Raw genomic sequence first — 17,694 nt, 5'->3', positions numbered from 1 at the left:
CATAAAAAAACCGAGGCGACTATATAAGATAGCAGTCTCGGTTTTTATTATTATTTATTTAAAATCTAACCCGTAGGCTAGATTTTAAATAGTTGCTCAGTTAAAACTTAAGCTACTTTATCGTCTTTTATTACTTTTGAAATACCCGCAAACTCTTCTGGTGTGAATGAGTCAACGCTAATCGCAGCAAAACGTAGTTCATCAGCAGCTAATAACTCATCTGCTTCAACTTGGGTAATGATACCTTTTTCAACCGCAAGTGGCGCAGCAACTTTCGCCGCTAACTTACGTGGCATAGTACCTTTCGCTGCTGCAATCGCAATCTTCTTCTCGATTGGTTCCACTTTATACATAGCTTGGAACGCAGATTCCATTTCGAACATTGCCGTGTTTGCATCGTTCTTGTCACCAACATAACAAAGGTGTGTCAGACGGTCACGCGCTTCGCTTGGTTTAAGCAGTACTTTACAAATTGCTTTTGCGATATCATCAGCAGGCATTTTGTAGCTGATGCCGAATGGGAATACCACCACTTTAAGCGTATTAGCAATCGCTTTGTGACCGAAGTTTTGGAAGAAACCAGAAAATGCTTTACCAATTTCATACAAGTTACGTTCGATAGCCCAAGACAACATAGGTAGATCTTCAGCTTGACGACCTTGCTCTTCAAAATGTTTCAATGTTGCAGATGCAAGGTACAAGTTACTTAGTACATCACCTAAACGTGCCGAAATCATTTCACGACGTTTCAAATCACCACCAAGCACTAGCATAGAAACATCAGCACACAGTGCTAATGCTTTGCTCATACGCGTAAGTTGCTTGTAATATTTCTTGGTAGGACCCGATACTGGCGCAGAATTTAATAAACCACCAGTTAGACCTTGACCTAGCGCGCCAAAGAAGTTTTTCGTACCAAAGGCAATATGCTTAAACAGTAATTCGTCAAATTGCTCTAATCCTTCTTTTTCATTTGGATTTGCAGCCGCTTGTAATTCACCAAGTACATATGGGTGACAACGTGTAGCACCTTGACCGAAGATCATTAGGTTACGCGTAAGGATATTTGCACCCTCAACCGTAATAGCGACCGGAATACCCCAGTAAGCGCTGGCTAAATAGTTCTTAGGACCACACTGAATACCGCTACCAGCTTGTATATCAAGTGCATCATCAATAACAGTACGCGCCATTTCAGTCATGTGGTATTTAGATATTGCCGTAACAACCGCAGGACTTTGACCAAGATCTAGTGCACCTGTGGTAAATTTACGTGCTGCTTCAAGTTGGTAAGTTAGACCACCAATACGAGCCAGAGACTCTTGCACACCTTCAAATTTACCAATTGATAAACCAAACTGTTTACGTACGTATGAGTAAGCACCCGTCATACGCGCAGTTAAATGGCCACAAGCACTGCCCAGCGCAGGTAAAGAAATACCACGACCAGCAGAGAGACATTCAACCAGCATACGCCAGCCTTTACCAACCATAGGTGCGCCACCAATAACCCAATCCATAGGAATGAATACATCTTCACCATAAGTCGTGCCATTCATGAATGCGAGACCCATTGGGAAGTGACGGTCGCCAATTACAACACCTTCGTGTGACGTTGGGATTAATGCACACGTAATACCAATATCAACTTTATCACCCAGTAGAGCATCCGGATCTTGCAGTTTAAATGCCAGACCAAGTACAGTCGCAACAGGTGCTAGGGTAATATAACGCTTGCTCCACGATACGCGGATACCAAGCGTTTCTTTACCTTCAAATTGTTCTTTAACAACGCGACCCATATCTGGAATACCACCAGCATCAGAACCCGCTTCAGGACCAGTCAGTGCGAAACATGGTACTTCTGTACCGTCTGCTAGACCTGGTAACCAACGATCTTTTTCTGCTTGTGTACCGTAATGTGCAAGTAATTCACCAGGACCTAATGAGTTAGGTACCATTACTGTTACTGCAGTCGATAAACTACGCGTTGCAATCGTTGTTACAATTGTTGAGTTAGCGTAAGCAGAGAATGCTTTACCGCCGTATTCTTTTGGAATGATAAGCGCAAAGAAACCTTTAGATTTAATGAAATCCCAAACTGGTTTTGGTAAATCACGATCTTCATGAACGATTTTATAATCATCCAGCATCGACATTAATGTTTTAAGTTCGTTATCAATAAAGCTTTGTTCATCTTTATTCAGCTTAGGCGTTGGGTAGCTAAGCATTTTATTCCAATCAGGGCTACCTGCGAATAAATCACCATCCCACCACACACTACCAGATTCCATTGCTTCCTGCTCTGTTTGCGAAAGCGGTGGCAAGATGCTCTTAAACACTTTAAATAATGGTGCTGTGATATTCTTCTTTCTAAACTCACTCATTGCGCTCATAACTATTTCCTTTTGTTTCACTATTCTGATGCTGTCTCTACAACAACCAAATAACTATATTGCATCTACATGTTTGTAGTTTCTGTTGAGGTATTCATTCCCGATGCCAAATAAGGGATCACTTTACGAATTAGCCCCTCGACATCAATATCTTGATTAAAATCTGCTTTAGCAATATCCATCAATGCGCCACTTGAGCTCATCGTAAATACCGCCGTACCCAAGGTAAAATGTAATCGCCAAAACAATTCTTGCGATGACAACGTTGGGTTCGCTTTCAATAAAGCCTTAGTTATGTTGGCTAAGACTTCACCGTAATGCGTTGTGGTATACCAACGTAAATGCCCTTGCTGATCGGTATAACTTCGACCAAGTAATTGCATAAAGATCACCGTACCATTTTTACTTTGCTTCTCTAACGCTAATAGCGGATCAACAAAACTGTTAAACACATCTAACAACGATGGTTTTTCAGCTTGTGCACATAAGGCGGTTAACTTTTCATTCAGCAGGGGCATGAAGAGTTCGAGATGTCGGGCGATAACCGCCTGAATCAATTCTTTCTTAGAACCAAAATGATAATTAACCGATGCCAAATTCACACTTGCTCGTGTAGTTATCAAGCGTAAAGAAGTATCTGAAAACCCATGTTCAGCGAACAAGCTTTCGGCTGCATCGAGAATGCGAGTTTTTGTATCCAACTTACTAACCATAATTAACCCTTTTTAAACGAACGTTTTAAAATTACGTTCTGGCGGACAAAATGTCAACACAATGTAAACAAATGTTTGAAACAAATGTTTTTAATTTGTCCTAGTTCGCATTTTCATACGAATATAAAATTAAAAACACCCATTAGTGGGTAACTACAGTCAGGGGTTAGAGATAAACACGAGCGCCGATATTTATCATCTACTCCTTCAAATATAGCACTGTTAGAATGAATAAAGCGGCAACCTAGGTTGCCGCTTTATTCATTCTAACAGTTTTTAAAACACTAACGAGTGACTATTGTGTGATTCACGTTATGTTATTCATTCAACTTTATTTTCCAGATAGCTGGACCTTCGACATGCGCAGATACACCATTGGTATCTACCGCTACTGTCATGGGCATATCAACCACATCAAATTCGTAGATTGCTTCCATACCTAAGTCTGCAAACGCGACAACACGTGACTTTTTAATCGCTTTTGATACCAGGTACGCAGCACCACCTACCGCCATTAAATAAACAGCTTTATGCTTCTTGATACTTTCAACGGTTGCTGGACCACGTTCTGATTTACCGATCATGCCTAATAAACCCGTCTGTTCTAACATAGTATCGGTAAACTTATCCATACGAGTTGCAGTTGTTGGACCAGCAGGACCGACAACTTCATCACCCACAGCGTCTACTGGACCAACGTAATAGATAAAGCGGTTAGTAAAATCGACGCCTTCAGGCAAGCCTTCACCTCTATCGAGCATGTCTTTAATGCGCTTGTGCGCCGCATCACGGCCCGTTAAGATCTTACCTGATAATAGAACGGTTTCGCCTGTTTTCCACTCCAGTACTGACTCTCGCTTAATGTCATTAACATTAACGCGACGAACGCTATCGCTTACTTCCCATGTCACTTCTGGCCAGTCTTCTAATTTAGGCACATGCAATTCTGCAGGACCCGAACCATCGAGTGTAAAGTGAGTATGACGCGTGGCTGCACAGTTCGGGATCATCACTACCGGTTTTGATGCCGCGTGTGTTGGACAAGATTTTATCTTGATATCCAATACCGTTGCCATACCGCCTAAGCCTTGCGCGCCAATACCGAGTTTATTTACCCGATCAAAAATGTCTAACCGCATTTTTTCGTCGGTAGTTTCCGCACCACGTTCCATTAACTCATGGATATCAACGGGTTCCATTAATGACTCTTTTGCCATTATAGCGGCTTTTTCGGCAGTACCTCCAATGCCTATGCCTAGCATACCCGGTGGACACCAGCCTGCGCCCATCGTTGGCACTGTTTTTTCAACCCATTCAGCAACATCATCAGATGGGTTTAACATCACCATCTTACTTTTATTTTCAGAACCGCCGCCTTTAGCCGCAATCATTACGTCTACTTTCGCGCCTGGTACCATTTCGACATGCACCACGCCTGGGGTATTATCTTGGGTATTTTTACGTGCGCCAGCTGGATCTGCAACAATCGAAGCACGTAGTGGGTTATCAGCAAAGGCATAAGCACGACGAATCCCTTCATCAACCATTTCTTGCACAGTTTGATCGGTTTCCCACTGTACATTCATGCCAATTTTAACGAAACAAGTCACAATGCCCGTGTCTTGACAAATTGGACGCTTACCTTCAGCTGACATGCGCGAGTTAATTAGAATTTGCGCAATCGCATCTTTAGCGGCTTGGCTTTTTTCTGCGTTATAGGCTTTTTCCATTGCTTGGATAAAATCAAGCGGATGGTAATATGAAATGTATTGTAGTGAATCTGCAATACTGTCGATAAAGTCCGCTTTACGGATAACTGTACTCATGGTCAACTCCCTTTTGCTTACTCACTGTGTTAACTGATTATTATTTTTATACCCAAGCTACTTCAAGATGCACAATCAGCATCTTGAAGTAACTTGGGTATGTCATGATTAAGGCCCTAGAACGGCCTCAAAATAGTTAACGTTAAGGTATGTGCTTCTAAAATTTTTTTCTATCATACCTTTGCTGATCACTTCTCTCCACTAAAAATTGTGCTTAACCGATACGAAATAACAACAACAGCACAACTTTATAGCAACACCGAATTCATTTTATATCACCTTAGAGCCAAGATTAATCTGCCGATTTATGCTAATCTGCGCGCATCAAAATTGAGGGATATGCTGTACTAATGAAAACACTTGTAATAAAACCAATCGCCTTTCCTAGCAATGGCATTCGCCCATTTTTTGCCCCGCTAAGCGCTGCCCCTTGGTCAATTTTACTCGAGTCAGGATCTGTTGATCACATTGATAGTCGCTTTCACATTATTGTGGCAGATCCGATTGCCACCCTCATCACTGAAGAGACCCAAACAACAATTAATCAAGCCAGTGGCACAACCGTCACCACCGAAGATCCATTTTCAGTATTACAAACCCTCAACCAGCAACTTATTGGCGATATAGCACCGCATACACTGACTGTTGATTTACCTTTCATTGCCGGGGCACTCGGTTATTTTGGCTATGACTTAGGCCGCAATATTGAAAACATTAGCAACCTAGCCAGTGACGATCTGAACTTCCCTGATATGGCGATTGGTTTATATGATTGGGCGATTGTCGTTGATATTAAACAGCAGCAAGCATGGCAAATACAATTTAGTGACCACGCCGAACAGGCTTGGCAAGACCGCCATGATTGGTTAGTACAACAAGGTGTAAATAAACCATTATCTGATACCACAACTGCAACAGCATTTGAATTGAAAAACAGCTGGATTTCGAATATGTCAGAACAGGCATACCACCAAAAATTTAATCAAATCCAACAATATTTACGCGCGGGTGATTGTTATCAAATTAATTTAGCCCAGCGTTTTAACAATCAATATCAAGGTGATGAATGGCAAGCCTACTGCACCTTAAGTCAACATAACAAGGCCCCCTTCTCAGCGTTTATACGCCTTGAAGATAAAGCGGTATTATCTATTTCACCTGAACGCTTCATTCGAGTTCAAGGGGTAAATATCGAAACAAAACCGATTAAAGGCACGCGTCCACGTAGTCACGACCCTGTGATTGATCTGGCTAACGCACAGGCGCTGCAGAACGCCGAGAAAGACCGAGCCGAAAACTTGATGATTGTCGACTTAATGCGTAACGATATCGGTAAAATTGCCGTACCCGGTTCGGTCAGTGTGCCGAAGCTATTTGATGTCGAAAGCTTCCCAGCAGTACATCATCTGGTGAGCACCATCACCGGTCAACTGCCAACAGACAAGCATGCGAGTGAATTATTACGTGCTTGTTTCCCTGGTGGTTCCATTACGGGTGCGCCAAAAGTACGCGCAATGCAAATTATTGAAGAATTAGAACCGCACCGTCGCTCTTTATATTGTGGTAGCATAGGTTATCTCTCTGCACAGGGTAATATGGATTCAAGTATCACTATTCGGACACTATTATGTGACAATGGTCAGATATATTGCTGGGCCGGTGGGGGTATCGTTGCAGACTCTGTAGTTGAAGATGAATATCAAGAAACATTTGATAAATTAGCCAAGATATTACCTATTCTTTAACTGATAAACGGTAAGTCATTGAAATAAATATAAACGCATTCTTTTCAATGACTTGTCTAATTGCCTAGCTATACATATAGTCACAAGTAGTTGTATATAGTCACCTGTTGACCGCCACTTTACCGCCATTACTCAATCTTATGTTTCCCTGCAGAACTACCACCAATTACATTTGCTTCAGCATTAGCAGTAATCTCATCAACAACCGCATTAGCAATCGCTTGTGCTAGTACTGATGCTTGCGCATGCTCACCAGCGATAACAATACCGCCCTTAACCATTTCGGCTTCAATCTTACTTTTTAATGCTGATTTACTTAATGCCATATTATTTCCCTGCAAAAACGGTAGTGGAGCCATCGACATGTGGTTTGCCAGTAAACGGACAAATACTGGCGCAAGTGATAACGCCGGTACCACCATTTAATTTAATCGTGTCGGCATCTTGTGTGATATTTTTTGCCTTAATTACCTGGTCTTTTTTTATGGTGATAGTTTGCTGGCCGTTAATTGTTAGCATGTCGTTTTGTTCGATTGTATGAATACGGTCTTTCAATACGGTTAACTGGTCATTTAACCCAATCACAATATCGCGTAACTGCCCGATAATTTGCACGTGATCACCACTATTCACAAAATGCATATTCGCTAATGAGCCCAGGGTAATATCATCACCCGCCATCACTTCAAAGCTGCCTAATGTTTCAATGCATTTTTGACCTGCAATGTTTTCTTTACTGTGCTGCTCAACATTTATTTCATGGCTACCGAACGCACCTAAATAACGGTCTGCTTGCTGTAACTCTTTAAATGCTCGACTCTCTTTTTTTTGGTCTGTTGAATCAGTTTTATTACCTGCGGCATCGATGCGATCAAATACTTCATCACGTTGCTGCTGCAGTTGTTCGCCTGGTTCTATATCTGGCAATGACCAAGCCTCGCCCAATATGGTGCGGATAAACGGTTTATCACTGCGGCCATAAGCAAAAGCAACCTCGACAAGTGTGCCTTCAGTTGGCATAGCTAATAAACCTTGCTCATTACCACCAAACATAACTGGCAGTGATACGGCTTTATACAGCGGCACCTTTACATCATCACGGCCATCTTCATCTAATAACTGAATATCGACAGCAAAGCGTGGCCTAAACGGGTTATTCTCATCACCGGCTTGTGCTTTATCCGTTACATTAATAACCCGGGCAAAGCGTGGTAAGTGATGACCAGCTGCCAATTCAGGAAACAAAAACTGCAGCCTTCTTTTTTCTGCAGGTTCTTTTTCTCCGGCTTGCCAATACAGCGTCATTTGGTTTGCTTGAAACTCAACACGGTTTAAGCGTTTACCATTAACTATCGCACCAGGGCGAACGGATGGCATGACCGCTAATGTCATGCTGTTACCGCCCTTTTGCTCTTTGCTTAATTCATTGGGAATGGTAACCGGCTTAGTTGACCAACGGCTATCAGCATAACTGCCGATAAAGAGGGTGCCATCCGTTTGTTGATACCAGCAAAAATCATCAACTGAAAATGCGCGACCAAGATTATTCATTAACTGATAACCCGTGCCTTGAGATGTGAAATTAGCAATGCGCTTGGTGGTGTAATCGGCATCATTAGGTAATACGAACTGTAAGCCAGTATCAAAACTCAGCTGTTCAATAATTTCACTTAATGTCGGATGCTGAATACTGACAGGCCAACGCGCGGCCAATATGCCTGCGCGTTCCCTGGCAATAAGTCGGGTATAGCCATTTTCTGCTGGTTGAACTTTGGTAACAAAACCATCAAAGTAATGTTTCATATCACCTTGATAACCAATATCAAACTGCACCAATTGTTTAGCGGTTACTTCACCTTTAACAATAAACGTGGCACGGCCACCTGCAGACAACTCAAAAATGATATGTTCATAACTCAGAGGGTATGCGATGCCATCAATCGTAATTCGTTTATCTAACTTCATGCTAACCACTCATCAACTTGACTTAATACCTGCGCAAACCCTGTTAGTTCTGGCTCTTGCTCTGCAGGCTGGTTAATCGTTGCAGGGTGCGGTTTTGCTGTCACTACATTGGTATTATCAGTCGTAGTCGTTGCACCTTGCGGTTGTTTCTCTGCCTCTCTCGCTGCTTTCACTTCCGGTACCGATAAATACTCTCGCAGTGTAAAACTCACTTTCCAAGCCATTAAGTTTTCTTGCTCATCCGCTTGTACCCGACCAGTGAAACGCACCTGGCGGATTTTCATTGCTTTGGCCAACTCATTACCAATGCGGTAAATTTTACGTTTACCGTCTTCAATCTCTTGTGCAAGTGCGGTTAAACGGTTTAGGTCCGCTACATTTTTAAAGGCAATCAAACCAGTAACAGCCATCACCTTACCTTTCGTTCCCTGCTCTGCAGTATCCGTTGCCGCACTTTGCCCGCTCATGTCGGATTCTTTTAATTCCATGCTTAAATTAATACGCGGTGATTTTAGCGGGATAATTTCAGCATCTAAGGCTATTTGGGTCATGCGAATAACTCTGATAAAAAGGTTAATGGCGTAGCGCTAATAAACAAGGCAGCAAAGGTATAGGTATGATCATGACCAGGCATCGATGATTGTGCCAAACGGGTACTTATCACATTGGCTTTACCTGTGGCCGAAAACTGATAAATCGCCACATCACTGTTTTTTAATTGGTTCAAGGCATCATGCCAGGTACTTAATTGCGTATTACGTTTATTCGCTAACGCCTGCAGTTTTTGCACCGGCGTTTGTTTATCGCCGGCAATACTTTCAAGTTGTGCAACTTGCCCGCCCTGGTACTGCAATACTTGACGCAGTGGATCAACATTTACATGCGCTTGAGGCTTAAACCTCGGTTGCATAATAGGTAACGGTTTAATGAATTGTGATTGCGCTTGGCCGAGCACTTGATTGCTACGCCTTGCAACGATGCCCAGTTCGGGAATAGGTAAAACATTAAAGAGCTGTTGGCAATGCAACGCAAAGTCACTGATGTTCTGTTCAGCAATCATAATGCCTTGCACATAGAGATCACCGGCAGGTAAATAATCATCTTGAACATCGATAAGTTTATTCGCTAGTGTCTGCACAGCAACCGGTGCGGAAAGGTGATCACCATTTTCATTTTTGCTGCCGACCTGGTGTTGGTATGGATGCACACACAATATTTGCCCCTGGACTAATAACGCTTCAAGCTGTTGTCTATTCGCTAATAGTGACTCGGCATCAGAGCTAAGTGGGTGACGCGCGAACGTCACCTTATTTTCAATCGCTTTAATTTTACTAATGGCGGTATCCATCACGCCATTAACTTGAATTAATACCGATTCACTGCTGGTTTGAATAGTCTGTGCAGACTCCGGCCATTGGTGTGTGACTGGTTGCCAGGTCATACAAGCCTCGATAAGGTTGGGCGTTCAACAAAGGGGAAGTTTTCCGCACCTGGATAGTCACTCAGTATTTTTCTATCTTGTAACAATTGATGGTATTGCTCTGCCGTGAACGGCGACGTTCTTAGCTCAACAAGATAACCTTGGTCTTTCTCGTATTCGTCAATGCGGTTAAGAACGCGACTCAATTGAGCATCGCGCCATGATTTTTCATTTTTGACTTTGGCTGGTCGCTCACGCTCTTGGTCATATTGCCAAGCTTTCAGTATTACGTTCCAACTATCGAACTCACTCGGCACTAATAATGTGTGATTATCCGGAATAACATCGAGTGTTTCTATCTCATAATCACTGTCACGATTTTTAGCGTAAGCTAACTTCCCGCGATGGTCCTCAACCTGCAGCCATTCATTATCAATTAACCGTAAAGCATAACCGGCGAGCTTTACAGGTGGTTGTGTGAAAGTATGATCCGCGGGTAGTGTAAAATTGAAATCACTTACTGTCATTTCAATTGCTTCATCATTCCAGTACAGCTTACCAAGCTCAATATTGTGAATTATCCACTTATTCACTTCATGCAAGATTGTTTGCATTTCTTTATCATATTCTGGCGGCTTTTCTTTTATCGCCCATTCAGGATAATCACCGTCAGGCATGCCAATAACAAAACGTTCACCAACATGTGACCAAAATTCAAAGTTGGATTTATCCTCAACTTCCAACCACGAGTCGGTGGCATGCTCATATTGACCAGTGAGTCCAGCAGCACTTGGGCTGTAAACATTCTCAGTGAAGTCTGAGCCTAATGCCGTTCCCTTTGCTACATTTTCATCGCTATTACCAAGCCACCAACCTAATGAGTGGATACGAGATACTTGTAACGTGACAGATTTACTTTTAATTTCATTCATTATGCAAGTCTCACAATCCAGTTAAATTTACGGTTATCAATGGTGTTTTTAGTCCCGCCAAACAAGGCAATTACGACGCTATGGGCGTGTGAACCGATAGATACAGAGTGGTAGTGATTACCTTTTGTACTTGTATTCTTCTTTATCGCTGAGTAATTATTCTCGCCTATATATGTAAGAGCGGTGTCATTACCAGTGCCATTTCGTCCAGTCGGAAGCGCGTGATAATGGTTACCGGTAGTATTCGTATTCTTGCTGCCTAAATTCGTAGAACCAACACTTGAACCTGCATGTCCATGCTTTTTAACCTGTCCTTCTTCGTAAGCTAGAATGACTTCACTATCGGTTTTACCTACAATGCCAAGACCGCGCATATCAGGTAAAAAACCACCAGGGTAAACCTTTAATGTTTCTGTGAAACTGGGAGAGAAAACCTGCCCTTTCATGATGGCAAAACCATCTGGGGCAATATCTGTAGGCCAAGGTAATGGCACACCGACAGGGCATATTTTAGCGGCTACCTTCAGCCATATATCTTCAACTGGCAGATTATTGGGACTGTATACACGCTGCCCTTTTTCTTTTAAATACCCACCAATATCTAAACTTCGATCAGAACAAACTTGCTCGTCACCCATAAAGGAGGATATCGTTTCATAGGGCATCGGTGTTGGTAAGTAGCAACCGTTATTACCAGGTGTAGAATCTGACGTAGGAGTAAAACCAGTGGTAAGGATAACCGAGCAACGATTATATGCAGCTTGCTCTAAATATATGGGTAAATATTTGACATACCCGCTAACAACCACTGGATCACCAATAGTAACCTTTTCCTTTCCACCATCACCAAAAGCCTCTACTAACGTAATGTTACCTGCACTATATTTATACCCCCAACGAATTGAATACTTTTTATAACCATGGGAAACATAGTGTGTATTATAAATTTCAACGATTATAGTTCCGTTAGAATGCCATTGATCAGTGTCCACAGAGAATCGACCTATTTCATATTTCCGTTTTGCATTAACACTCGCGGTTTCTCCTCTTGAGATCCTTCTGACTCCCCCCTCATTTGAAGCAACATAACGGGCATCACCGGTGACTTGTGTCATTTTACTTTTAGCAATATCAGCAACTTTTTTAACTGCGGCAGCACTTGCGCCAAGAGTACTTAATGTTGAGGTGATACTATTTGTTAATTGCACAACACCGGGTCGCGCCGTGTTTGCACTATCAATAGCAAGTGTCAGGTTTTTAGATAGATCACCACCGCCTTTCAATGCGCCAGTGGTATTAATACTGCGATTCAAGAATGCGGCAGATATTTTTTTCGTTATACCGCGCCAAAACTGAGTCAGTTTTACATGTTTCCCAGCTGTCGAGTCATTATCAATATCAGTATCCGTTGCAGCGTTATCTTTGCGCTCAAATTCATTCGAGCCACCAATAAAACGCACATCGATGACATTCCCGGCACTATCAACATCGGCTATTTTCGTCACGTAATGAACAACGCCATCGTTATCGGTATAATCCGTTAATACACTGGTTGACGAGACTAAAGTAACAACCGTTTGCCACTGGCTAGTGATATGCCCTTGCCAACTCGCATCAAGGTAAATACCACTCGATTGCTTTACGTTACTTACCACTAAATTACTTGGTGCGTGACAACGTAGGCCGCCAACATAACCAGTACCTTGCTTGATTTTGTAAGTACTACCGGATTTAAACACCTGGTAACCATCTGCCAAGAACGTCGCATTACCGTAATGGTCTACATTCGCTAAACGCTCTGCTTCATCCATGCCAAATAAACGTGCAGTGAAATCAATCTGCCATGTGGACGCATCAACATCGATGTTGGTTAAACTCATTGCATCGCTATAACTCATCATGATAGAGCGCGTTACTGAGTTACCATTTTGTACACCGAGTACGCTTTTCAATTTATACACGGTCGGGATATGGCTAATGGCTGCGATAACACCCGATACTTTGTTGCGTAAACCAATCCAGTTAAAATCAAAGTCACCAATTCGCGTATCCATGATCAATGAGTACACGACCGCATTGGAATTAACGTAACCGGCTTGGCTCACATCACCCACAAATACGATTTGTGCTTGTGGTGGTAATCCCTCGTTACGGTCAATCGGCAGGGATGCATCTTGATTTGGTACATTGGCTAATACAAATTCATCCAATTCAACAGGGACAGCAATCGCTTCTTGTTGTGCTTTATATTGTTCAAACGCTAATGTAATAATGGTCTGTGACATGGTTACTCCTCTAATACTGCCACTTGGCACTGATGTTCCCAATCAATAGGGCTTGCGGTCATGTGCAAATAAACGGGGTTGATAACTTGAAACTCATAACGGCGGCAGGTTCTGCCATAATGTTGTATTAACGTGGCTAACAGTTCATGGTTTTCTGATAACTGCGAATCGCTTAATCGAATAGTGATGATGTCCCAATCACGTTCTGGCACACGTTCATCAATTTCAACAACACCCACACCCAACCGTTGAAAAATACGAATGAAACCCGCCGTTTCACCCGAATCTTTGGCATTAATGAAAGCGAACTTAACCCGTTTTCTAAACAGTGATGACGGTTCACCCTCAAATTGGGTTATGTCTCGGTCCCAGGCTAATACTGTTAACAAACGTGCCGAACAACTCAGTGGGTCTAGTTGCTCTAACGGCCAAATAGCCCAACCTCGAATACGCTGCCAGAAATTCATCACGCCATTAGCCAGGAAGTGCGGTTCTTTTAAGTTGTCAGCTAGGGTCTTGCCGTCCATCCACCAGGGCACTGTTTTTTCCGGTAATGCCGGTGCTTGCTGTTTATGCTCCATAAGTCACCTCTACACTACTCAAACGAGGAATAGCTAACGCACTGGTAATGTCTTGGTTAGCAAAACTCAACCGTGCTAAGTCAGCTAATTTAATGTGTATTTCTTTGGTCAATACACTGAATGAAAACGTTGATTTAGGGTCGACGCGAGTGACATGGGCATAATCGCCAATGTTTCTGAATGCGGCGTTAATGTGGTTTTCAACTTCTGTTTTCAGGGTGCTTTTCTGTTCATCATTCAAATTGGCGACAGGGTAAATAGCAACACTCACTTGATGCTGTGTTTCTGGCATCGCCAGACAAAGCACGTTATCACCGTGTCCGTGATGACCTTCATCCATCACATAATGATTTAATTGTTCAAGTAACAAGGATGGCGTACTGCCGACTTCCATTAAAATATAGGCATTGGCGGTGCCTGGTCCTCTTGGCGCCTCATGCTCAAAGTAGATTAAGTCACTGCGTATCCCTGCAACGCTGGCAATCATAGAACGATAAATTGAATCAATATGGTATCGCCCTGCAGCGCTAAACTGGTTACGAATACGCAATGCTAATTCATCATCACCTTCGGTATTACTCCCCGGTGATACAATCCAATCTATCGGGTTACTGGCATGAGTAATACCGCTCACTCCTTCCAGTAAAATCGAGTAATAGCCCGCAGGGAGATTAAAAGCGGCGCCCGAGCCAAGCGCTTCACACAGCACTAAGCCACTTTCTTTGCCTTCCACTATCACTACATCATCAACCACTGCTAAGCGATAACGAATACCGTCAATACTGTCTGTTTCAATGATTGCGCCTTTATTTACAACAACAGGGTTTTCTGGTTTTTCCTTGAAGAAATCAACAAGACCACGGGTATGTGTTGCTTGTTTTCGCTCTAAATCCACATCCCACGCTTTAAGATCTAAATAAATGCCGGTTGCCGTCGCGGCAAATGCATTCGGTAATACATGATTAGCTAACAGATTATTGATGATCCACATGGCAGGCTTAATCACAATCGACTGCACTAATCGCCAAAATGGAGACATGCGACTATCATTACTGACTTTACTCCCCGCTGCTTCCACTTCTTTTTGCAGTTCAATCGCTAACGCTTCTTCGGTGGTTGGGATCCCCTCTGCAGCAATCAGTGCTTCAAAATCAATGTCTGGTCTTTTACTCATACTGAGATCCCCATATTAACGTCGCCATATTCGGTGGTTTCTGCGAACAGCCAAATTTCACCGGCACTACGTTCTTGTGTTGTTGCTGTTCCTGGCTCTATGCGTTTGTCTTGTTCAATCAGCATTTCAATTTGCGTTAAAATATCCGCTCTTAATGGTCTACTGCGTTCGGCCTGCAATTTACGAACTAAGCCACTTTCTAAAATGGCGTGTTTGACGTCTTGGGCAATGCTGTTCCTGTCACTGGTATATTGCGGTTGCTGACCAGCATCGAAATCAATGCCGCCATCACTGACCAGTAAATCAATATAATGTTGTTCCATTAGGGTGTATCCATCTCGTTCCATTCGTGCAACTGCGCACGGGTAAATGGCTGTTCTTGTTTGATATAGATATCACCGGTATGCATGGATTTACTGCCACTGCCCTGCATCGCTTTTGCCATCTGCGGCATGTAGCCATAGGTTGGCACTTGCGCGACTTGGGTACCTTGTAAATAACGGCTAATCGGTCGGTTTATTTTTTCACGACTCATCGCTTGGTTACCGATGTTTAATGACTCAACATCTGGCATTAACGGCTCTTTAACCAGGGATTCAATTTCGATGCCCGGGATCATATTGATTTTGTCTATCAACCAATTGATGCCGTCACCGAGTAATTCAAATACTGATAAATCACCTAAGAAACGGGTGAAGTCAGCCCAACCTTGCGCCATCAAACCGAACACCATCATGGCTTGCTGACCGACGAGGATGAATGGCTGTGCTAAAAATAGGATCGCGCTAAACAAGTGAGATACGACAGTCGACACGCCCGAAGCAATTAACTGCCAACCACTCATCACTGAATCCGCTATTCCACCGAATAATGCAGGGATAGACCCAAGAACGGCAAGTGCTGCAGCGGGACCATCAACTAATAAACTAAAAAAGGCTTTAATACTGGTAAACACAACTTGAAACGGCAGTAATAATGCACTGACACCTGCGCCAATCAATGCCCACGCACCGGATGCAATAGACACATAACCATCGAACAGGCCTGAAAATAAATTAGATAACGCATTAAAACCAGACATAAGCGATTGCACAAATGCGGTATTTAATAACACCGATGTAAACACGTTCCAGGCAAACACCAGATCATTAATCACTGACATAACACTGTTACCAACAGCTTTGAACATCTGGCCAATTTGGTTAAATATCCAGATCTTGTTTAATGCTGCGGTTAACTCATCCCAATAAGTGATGATGCCAACAACAGCCACACCTAACGCAACAATACCCGCCACAACCCATAATATCGGGTTAGCCGCCATCGTCATGTTTAAGCCAATAAATGCACCTTTCATCCAAGTTAAACCCGTACTGGCCAAAGCCATGACACTACTCATTACGCCCACAGCCGATGCCCAGCCTGCAGTCACTAATGTCGATAAACCAACAATCAGATTCCACGCGGCCAATGCACCGGCACCACCGACGATGGCCAGCGCTGCATAACCAAGATACTCAGTGATGTTCGGGAACATCTGCGTCCATTCAAGCACACTGCCCATACCATCGGCCATCGCACCAACCACACCATTAATCGCGGGTAATATCAGCCCAAATACACCTGCGCGGATGGCATACCAACTGGCATCAAGTCGTTCCCATTGATCAGTCATGGCGCTAGCCATACTTTCAGCTTTACCCATGCCTTTTACATCACCAAGGGTATTAATGCTGGCGGCAAGTCCATCGGTATCGGCCATCAACAGCTTAATCATGCTTACTGCCTCATCACTACCAAACGCATTTTTTAATGCGTCACTCTCTGCCACATCAAGCGTGTCGCCAAACTGACCTTTTAGTTTTTCTAAAATGTCATACATTGGCAGCATCGCGCCCTGGCTATCAGTAAAAGATAGATTCAACTTGTCTTGCGCTTTACCCACACCAGCTAAGAATGATTTATATTTGGTGCCGGCTTCACTGCCTGACATGGTTGCTTGTAAAGTACCGAGGATCGCCATTTGCTCATTCATAGAGATGCCAGCTGATGTTGCATTAGCGCCGACACTAGTAAACGCATCACTCATGCCCTTACCTGTGGTTTTAAACATCTCCACCGATTGTGCTGTCATGCCCGCCACTTGCTTGGACCAAATACCGGTGCCCATCATATCGGCTTGGTTTTTAAATACGCCGTACATGGTGCCCATGTAATTTGTGATCGTTGCGGTATCGGCCTTGGTTGCGGCAGCAAGAACGGCCGAGCTTTTAGTAATATCAGCGAGTTCATCACCATTGATACCGCCAAACGCTGACTTAATATCATAAGCGGCTTGAACCACTTCAGTCGCCGACTTGCCGTATTCCGTTGAAAAAGCCAGGGCGGTTTGCTGCAACTTTTGCAAGTCTGCATCAACAACGCCCAGTGATTTAACTTCACCCAGTACACGATCCATTTCAATCGCCGGCATTAACGCCGCTTGCACCGCAAAACCTGCCGCAACTAAACCAGCGGTACCGCCTGCCATTTTTTCCCAACCAATGCGCCCTGCATCTGCAGTTTGAGTAATGGTGCTCTGAATACCTTGTAATGGCGCAGTAGCTTGGTCAATCAAGCCAATCGTCATCATTAAACTATCCATATGAGCACTCATA

Annotated in this window: 14 protein-coding genes; 1 reads left to right on the top strand and 13 read right to left on the bottom strand. The window is 43.3% G+C overall.

Features of this window, described 5'->3' with window-relative positions:
• Positions 1 to 107 precede the first annotated feature (107 nt).
• The 3 genes from MORIYA_RS19125 to MORIYA_RS19115 all read right to left on the bottom strand — a co-directional run bounded on the left by MORIYA_RS19125 (position 108) and on the right by MORIYA_RS19115 (position 4,935).
• Positions 108 to 2,396 carry an acyl-CoA dehydrogenase gene (locus MORIYA_RS19125; RefSeq protein ID WP_112717801.1) on the bottom strand — a complete coding sequence of 763 codons (2,289 nt, stop codon included), beginning with the start codon at positions 2,394 to 2,396 and terminating at the stop codon, positions 108 to 110.
• 65 nt (positions 2,397 to 2,461) lie between these two features.
• Positions 2,462 to 3,109 (bottom strand): TetR/AcrR family transcriptional regulator, encoded by a 648-nt coding sequence (locus MORIYA_RS19120; protein WP_112717799.1) that lies wholly within the window; start codon positions 3,107 to 3,109, stop codon positions 2,462 to 2,464.
• Between the two features lie 317 nt (positions 3,110 to 3,426).
• Positions 3,427 to 4,935: a fumarate hydratase gene (locus MORIYA_RS19115; RefSeq protein ID WP_112717797.1), complete on the bottom strand. Its 1,509-nt coding sequence runs from the start codon at positions 4,933 to 4,935 to the stop codon at positions 3,427 to 3,429.
• Between the two features lie 350 nt (positions 4,936 to 5,285).
• On the opposite strand from MORIYA_RS19115, the gene pabB reads away from it, so the two are divergent.
• Positions 5,286 to 6,680 (top strand): aminodeoxychorismate synthase component I, encoded by a 1,395-nt coding sequence (pabB, locus tag MORIYA_RS19110; RefSeq protein ID WP_112717795.1) that lies wholly within the window; start codon positions 5,286 to 5,288, stop codon positions 6,678 to 6,680.
• 128 nt (positions 6,681 to 6,808) lie between these two features.
• Here pabB and MORIYA_RS19105 read toward each other — a convergent pair whose 3' ends face one another.
• The 10 genes from MORIYA_RS19105 to MORIYA_RS21530 are packed head-to-tail and all read right to left on the bottom strand — an operon-like array spanning position 6,809 to position 17,693.
• Positions 6,809 to 7,006, bottom strand: coding sequence for a hypothetical protein (locus tag MORIYA_RS19105; protein WP_112717793.1), 198 nt, complete (start codon positions 7,004 to 7,006; stop codon positions 6,809 to 6,811).
• A 1-nt stretch (position 7,007) separates the two neighbouring features.
• The gene (locus MORIYA_RS19100; protein ID WP_112717791.1) at positions 7,008 to 8,645 is read right to left on the bottom strand and encodes a hypothetical protein; all 1,638 of its coding nucleotides are present in this window, start codon (positions 8,643 to 8,645) and stop codon (positions 7,008 to 7,010) included.
• Positions 8,642 to 9,196, bottom strand: coding sequence for a baseplate complex protein (locus MORIYA_RS19095; protein ID WP_112717789.1), 555 nt, complete (start codon positions 9,194 to 9,196; stop codon positions 8,642 to 8,644). Before MORIYA_RS19095 ends, MORIYA_RS19100 begins: the two co-directional genes overlap by 4 nt.
• Positions 9,193 to 10,086: a hypothetical protein gene (locus tag MORIYA_RS19090; protein WP_112717787.1), complete on the bottom strand. Its 894-nt coding sequence runs from the start codon at positions 10,084 to 10,086 to the stop codon at positions 9,193 to 9,195. Before MORIYA_RS19090 ends, MORIYA_RS19095 begins: the two co-directional genes overlap by 4 nt.
• Positions 10,083 to 10,997, bottom strand: coding sequence for a hypothetical protein (locus tag MORIYA_RS19085; protein WP_112717785.1), 915 nt, complete (start codon positions 10,995 to 10,997; stop codon positions 10,083 to 10,085). Before MORIYA_RS19085 ends, MORIYA_RS19090 begins: the two co-directional genes overlap by 4 nt.
• On the bottom strand, positions 10,997 to 13,282 hold the full coding sequence (locus tag MORIYA_RS21115; RefSeq protein WP_197713405.1) for a phage tail-collar fiber domain-containing protein: 2,286 nt from the start codon (positions 13,280 to 13,282) through the stop codon (positions 10,997 to 10,999). Before MORIYA_RS21115 ends, MORIYA_RS19085 begins: the two co-directional genes overlap by 1 nt.
• Positions 13,283 to 13,284: 2 nt before the next feature.
• Positions 13,285 to 13,863: a phage tail protein gene (locus MORIYA_RS19070; RefSeq protein WP_112717783.1), complete on the bottom strand. Its 579-nt coding sequence runs from the start codon at positions 13,861 to 13,863 to the stop codon at positions 13,285 to 13,287.
• Entirely contained in the window at positions 13,853 to 15,037 is a 1,185-nt protein-coding gene (locus MORIYA_RS19065) for a baseplate J/gp47 family protein (protein WP_112717781.1), read from the bottom strand. The genes MORIYA_RS19070 and MORIYA_RS19065 overlap by 11 nt, the downstream gene beginning before the upstream one ends.
• Positions 15,034 to 15,360: a DUF2590 family protein gene (locus tag MORIYA_RS19060; protein WP_112717779.1), complete on the bottom strand. Its 327-nt coding sequence runs from the start codon at positions 15,358 to 15,360 to the stop codon at positions 15,034 to 15,036. The genes MORIYA_RS19065 and MORIYA_RS19060 overlap by 4 nt, the downstream gene beginning before the upstream one ends.
• The gene (locus MORIYA_RS21530; protein ID WP_232011682.1) at positions 15,360 to 17,693 is read right to left on the bottom strand and encodes a phage tail tape measure protein; all 2,334 of its coding nucleotides are present in this window, start codon (positions 17,691 to 17,693) and stop codon (positions 15,360 to 15,362) included. The genes MORIYA_RS19060 and MORIYA_RS21530 overlap by 1 nt, the downstream gene beginning before the upstream one ends.
• Position 17,694: the final 1 nt, after the last annotated feature.

This window comes from Moritella yayanosii (assembly GCF_900465055.1).
GTDB lineage: Bacteria > Pseudomonadota > Gammaproteobacteria > Enterobacterales > Moritellaceae > Moritella > Moritella yayanosii.
Note: the sequence above shows the minus strand (reverse complement) of the source record. Positions and strands in the feature narration are given on the sequence as shown.

Bases quoted from the DNA above. Each gene is read 5' to 3' on its own strand.
- MORIYA_RS19125 (WP_112717801.1), bottom strand. From the start codon at position 2,396: ATGAGCGCAATGAGTGAGTTTAGAAAGAAGAATATCACAGCACCATTA.
- MORIYA_RS19120 (WP_112717799.1), bottom strand. From the start codon at position 3,109: ATGGTTAGTAAGTTGGATACAAAAACTCGCATTCTCGATGCAGCCGAA.
- MORIYA_RS19115 (WP_112717797.1), bottom strand. From the start codon at position 4,935: ATGAGTACAGTTATCCGTAAAGCGGACTTTATCGACAGTATTGCAGAT.
- pabB (WP_112717795.1), top strand. From the start codon at position 5,286: ATGAAAACACTTGTAATAAAACCAATCGCCTTTCCTAGCAATGGCATT.
- MORIYA_RS19105 (WP_112717793.1), bottom strand. From the start codon at position 7,006: ATGGCATTAAGTAAATCAGCATTAAAAAGTAAGATTGAAGCCGAAATG.
- MORIYA_RS19100 (WP_112717791.1), bottom strand. From the start codon at position 8,645: ATGAAGTTAGATAAACGAATTACGATTGATGGCATCGCATACCCTCTG.
- MORIYA_RS19095 (WP_112717789.1), bottom strand. From the start codon at position 9,196: ATGACCCAAATAGCCTTAGATGCTGAAATTATCCCGCTAAAATCACCG.
- MORIYA_RS19090 (WP_112717787.1), bottom strand. From the start codon at position 10,086: ATGACCTGGCAACCAGTCACACACCAATGGCCGGAGTCTGCACAGACT.
- MORIYA_RS19085 (WP_112717785.1), bottom strand. From the start codon at position 10,997: ATGAATGAAATTAAAAGTAAATCTGTCACGTTACAAGTATCTCGTATC.
- MORIYA_RS21115 (WP_197713405.1), bottom strand. From the start codon at position 13,282: ATGTCACAGACCATTATTACATTAGCGTTTGAACAATATAAAGCACAA.
- MORIYA_RS19070 (WP_112717783.1), bottom strand. From the start codon at position 13,863: ATGGAGCATAAACAGCAAGCACCGGCATTACCGGAAAAAACAGTGCCC.
- MORIYA_RS19065 (WP_112717781.1), bottom strand. From the start codon at position 15,037: ATGAGTAAAAGACCAGACATTGATTTTGAAGCACTGATTGCTGCAGAG.
- MORIYA_RS19060 (WP_112717779.1), bottom strand. From the start codon at position 15,360: ATGGAACAACATTATATTGATTTACTGGTCAGTGATGGCGGCATTGAT.
- MORIYA_RS21530 (WP_232011682.1), bottom strand. From the start codon at position 17,693: ATGAGTGCTCATATGGATAGTTTAATGATGACGATTGGCTTGATTGAC.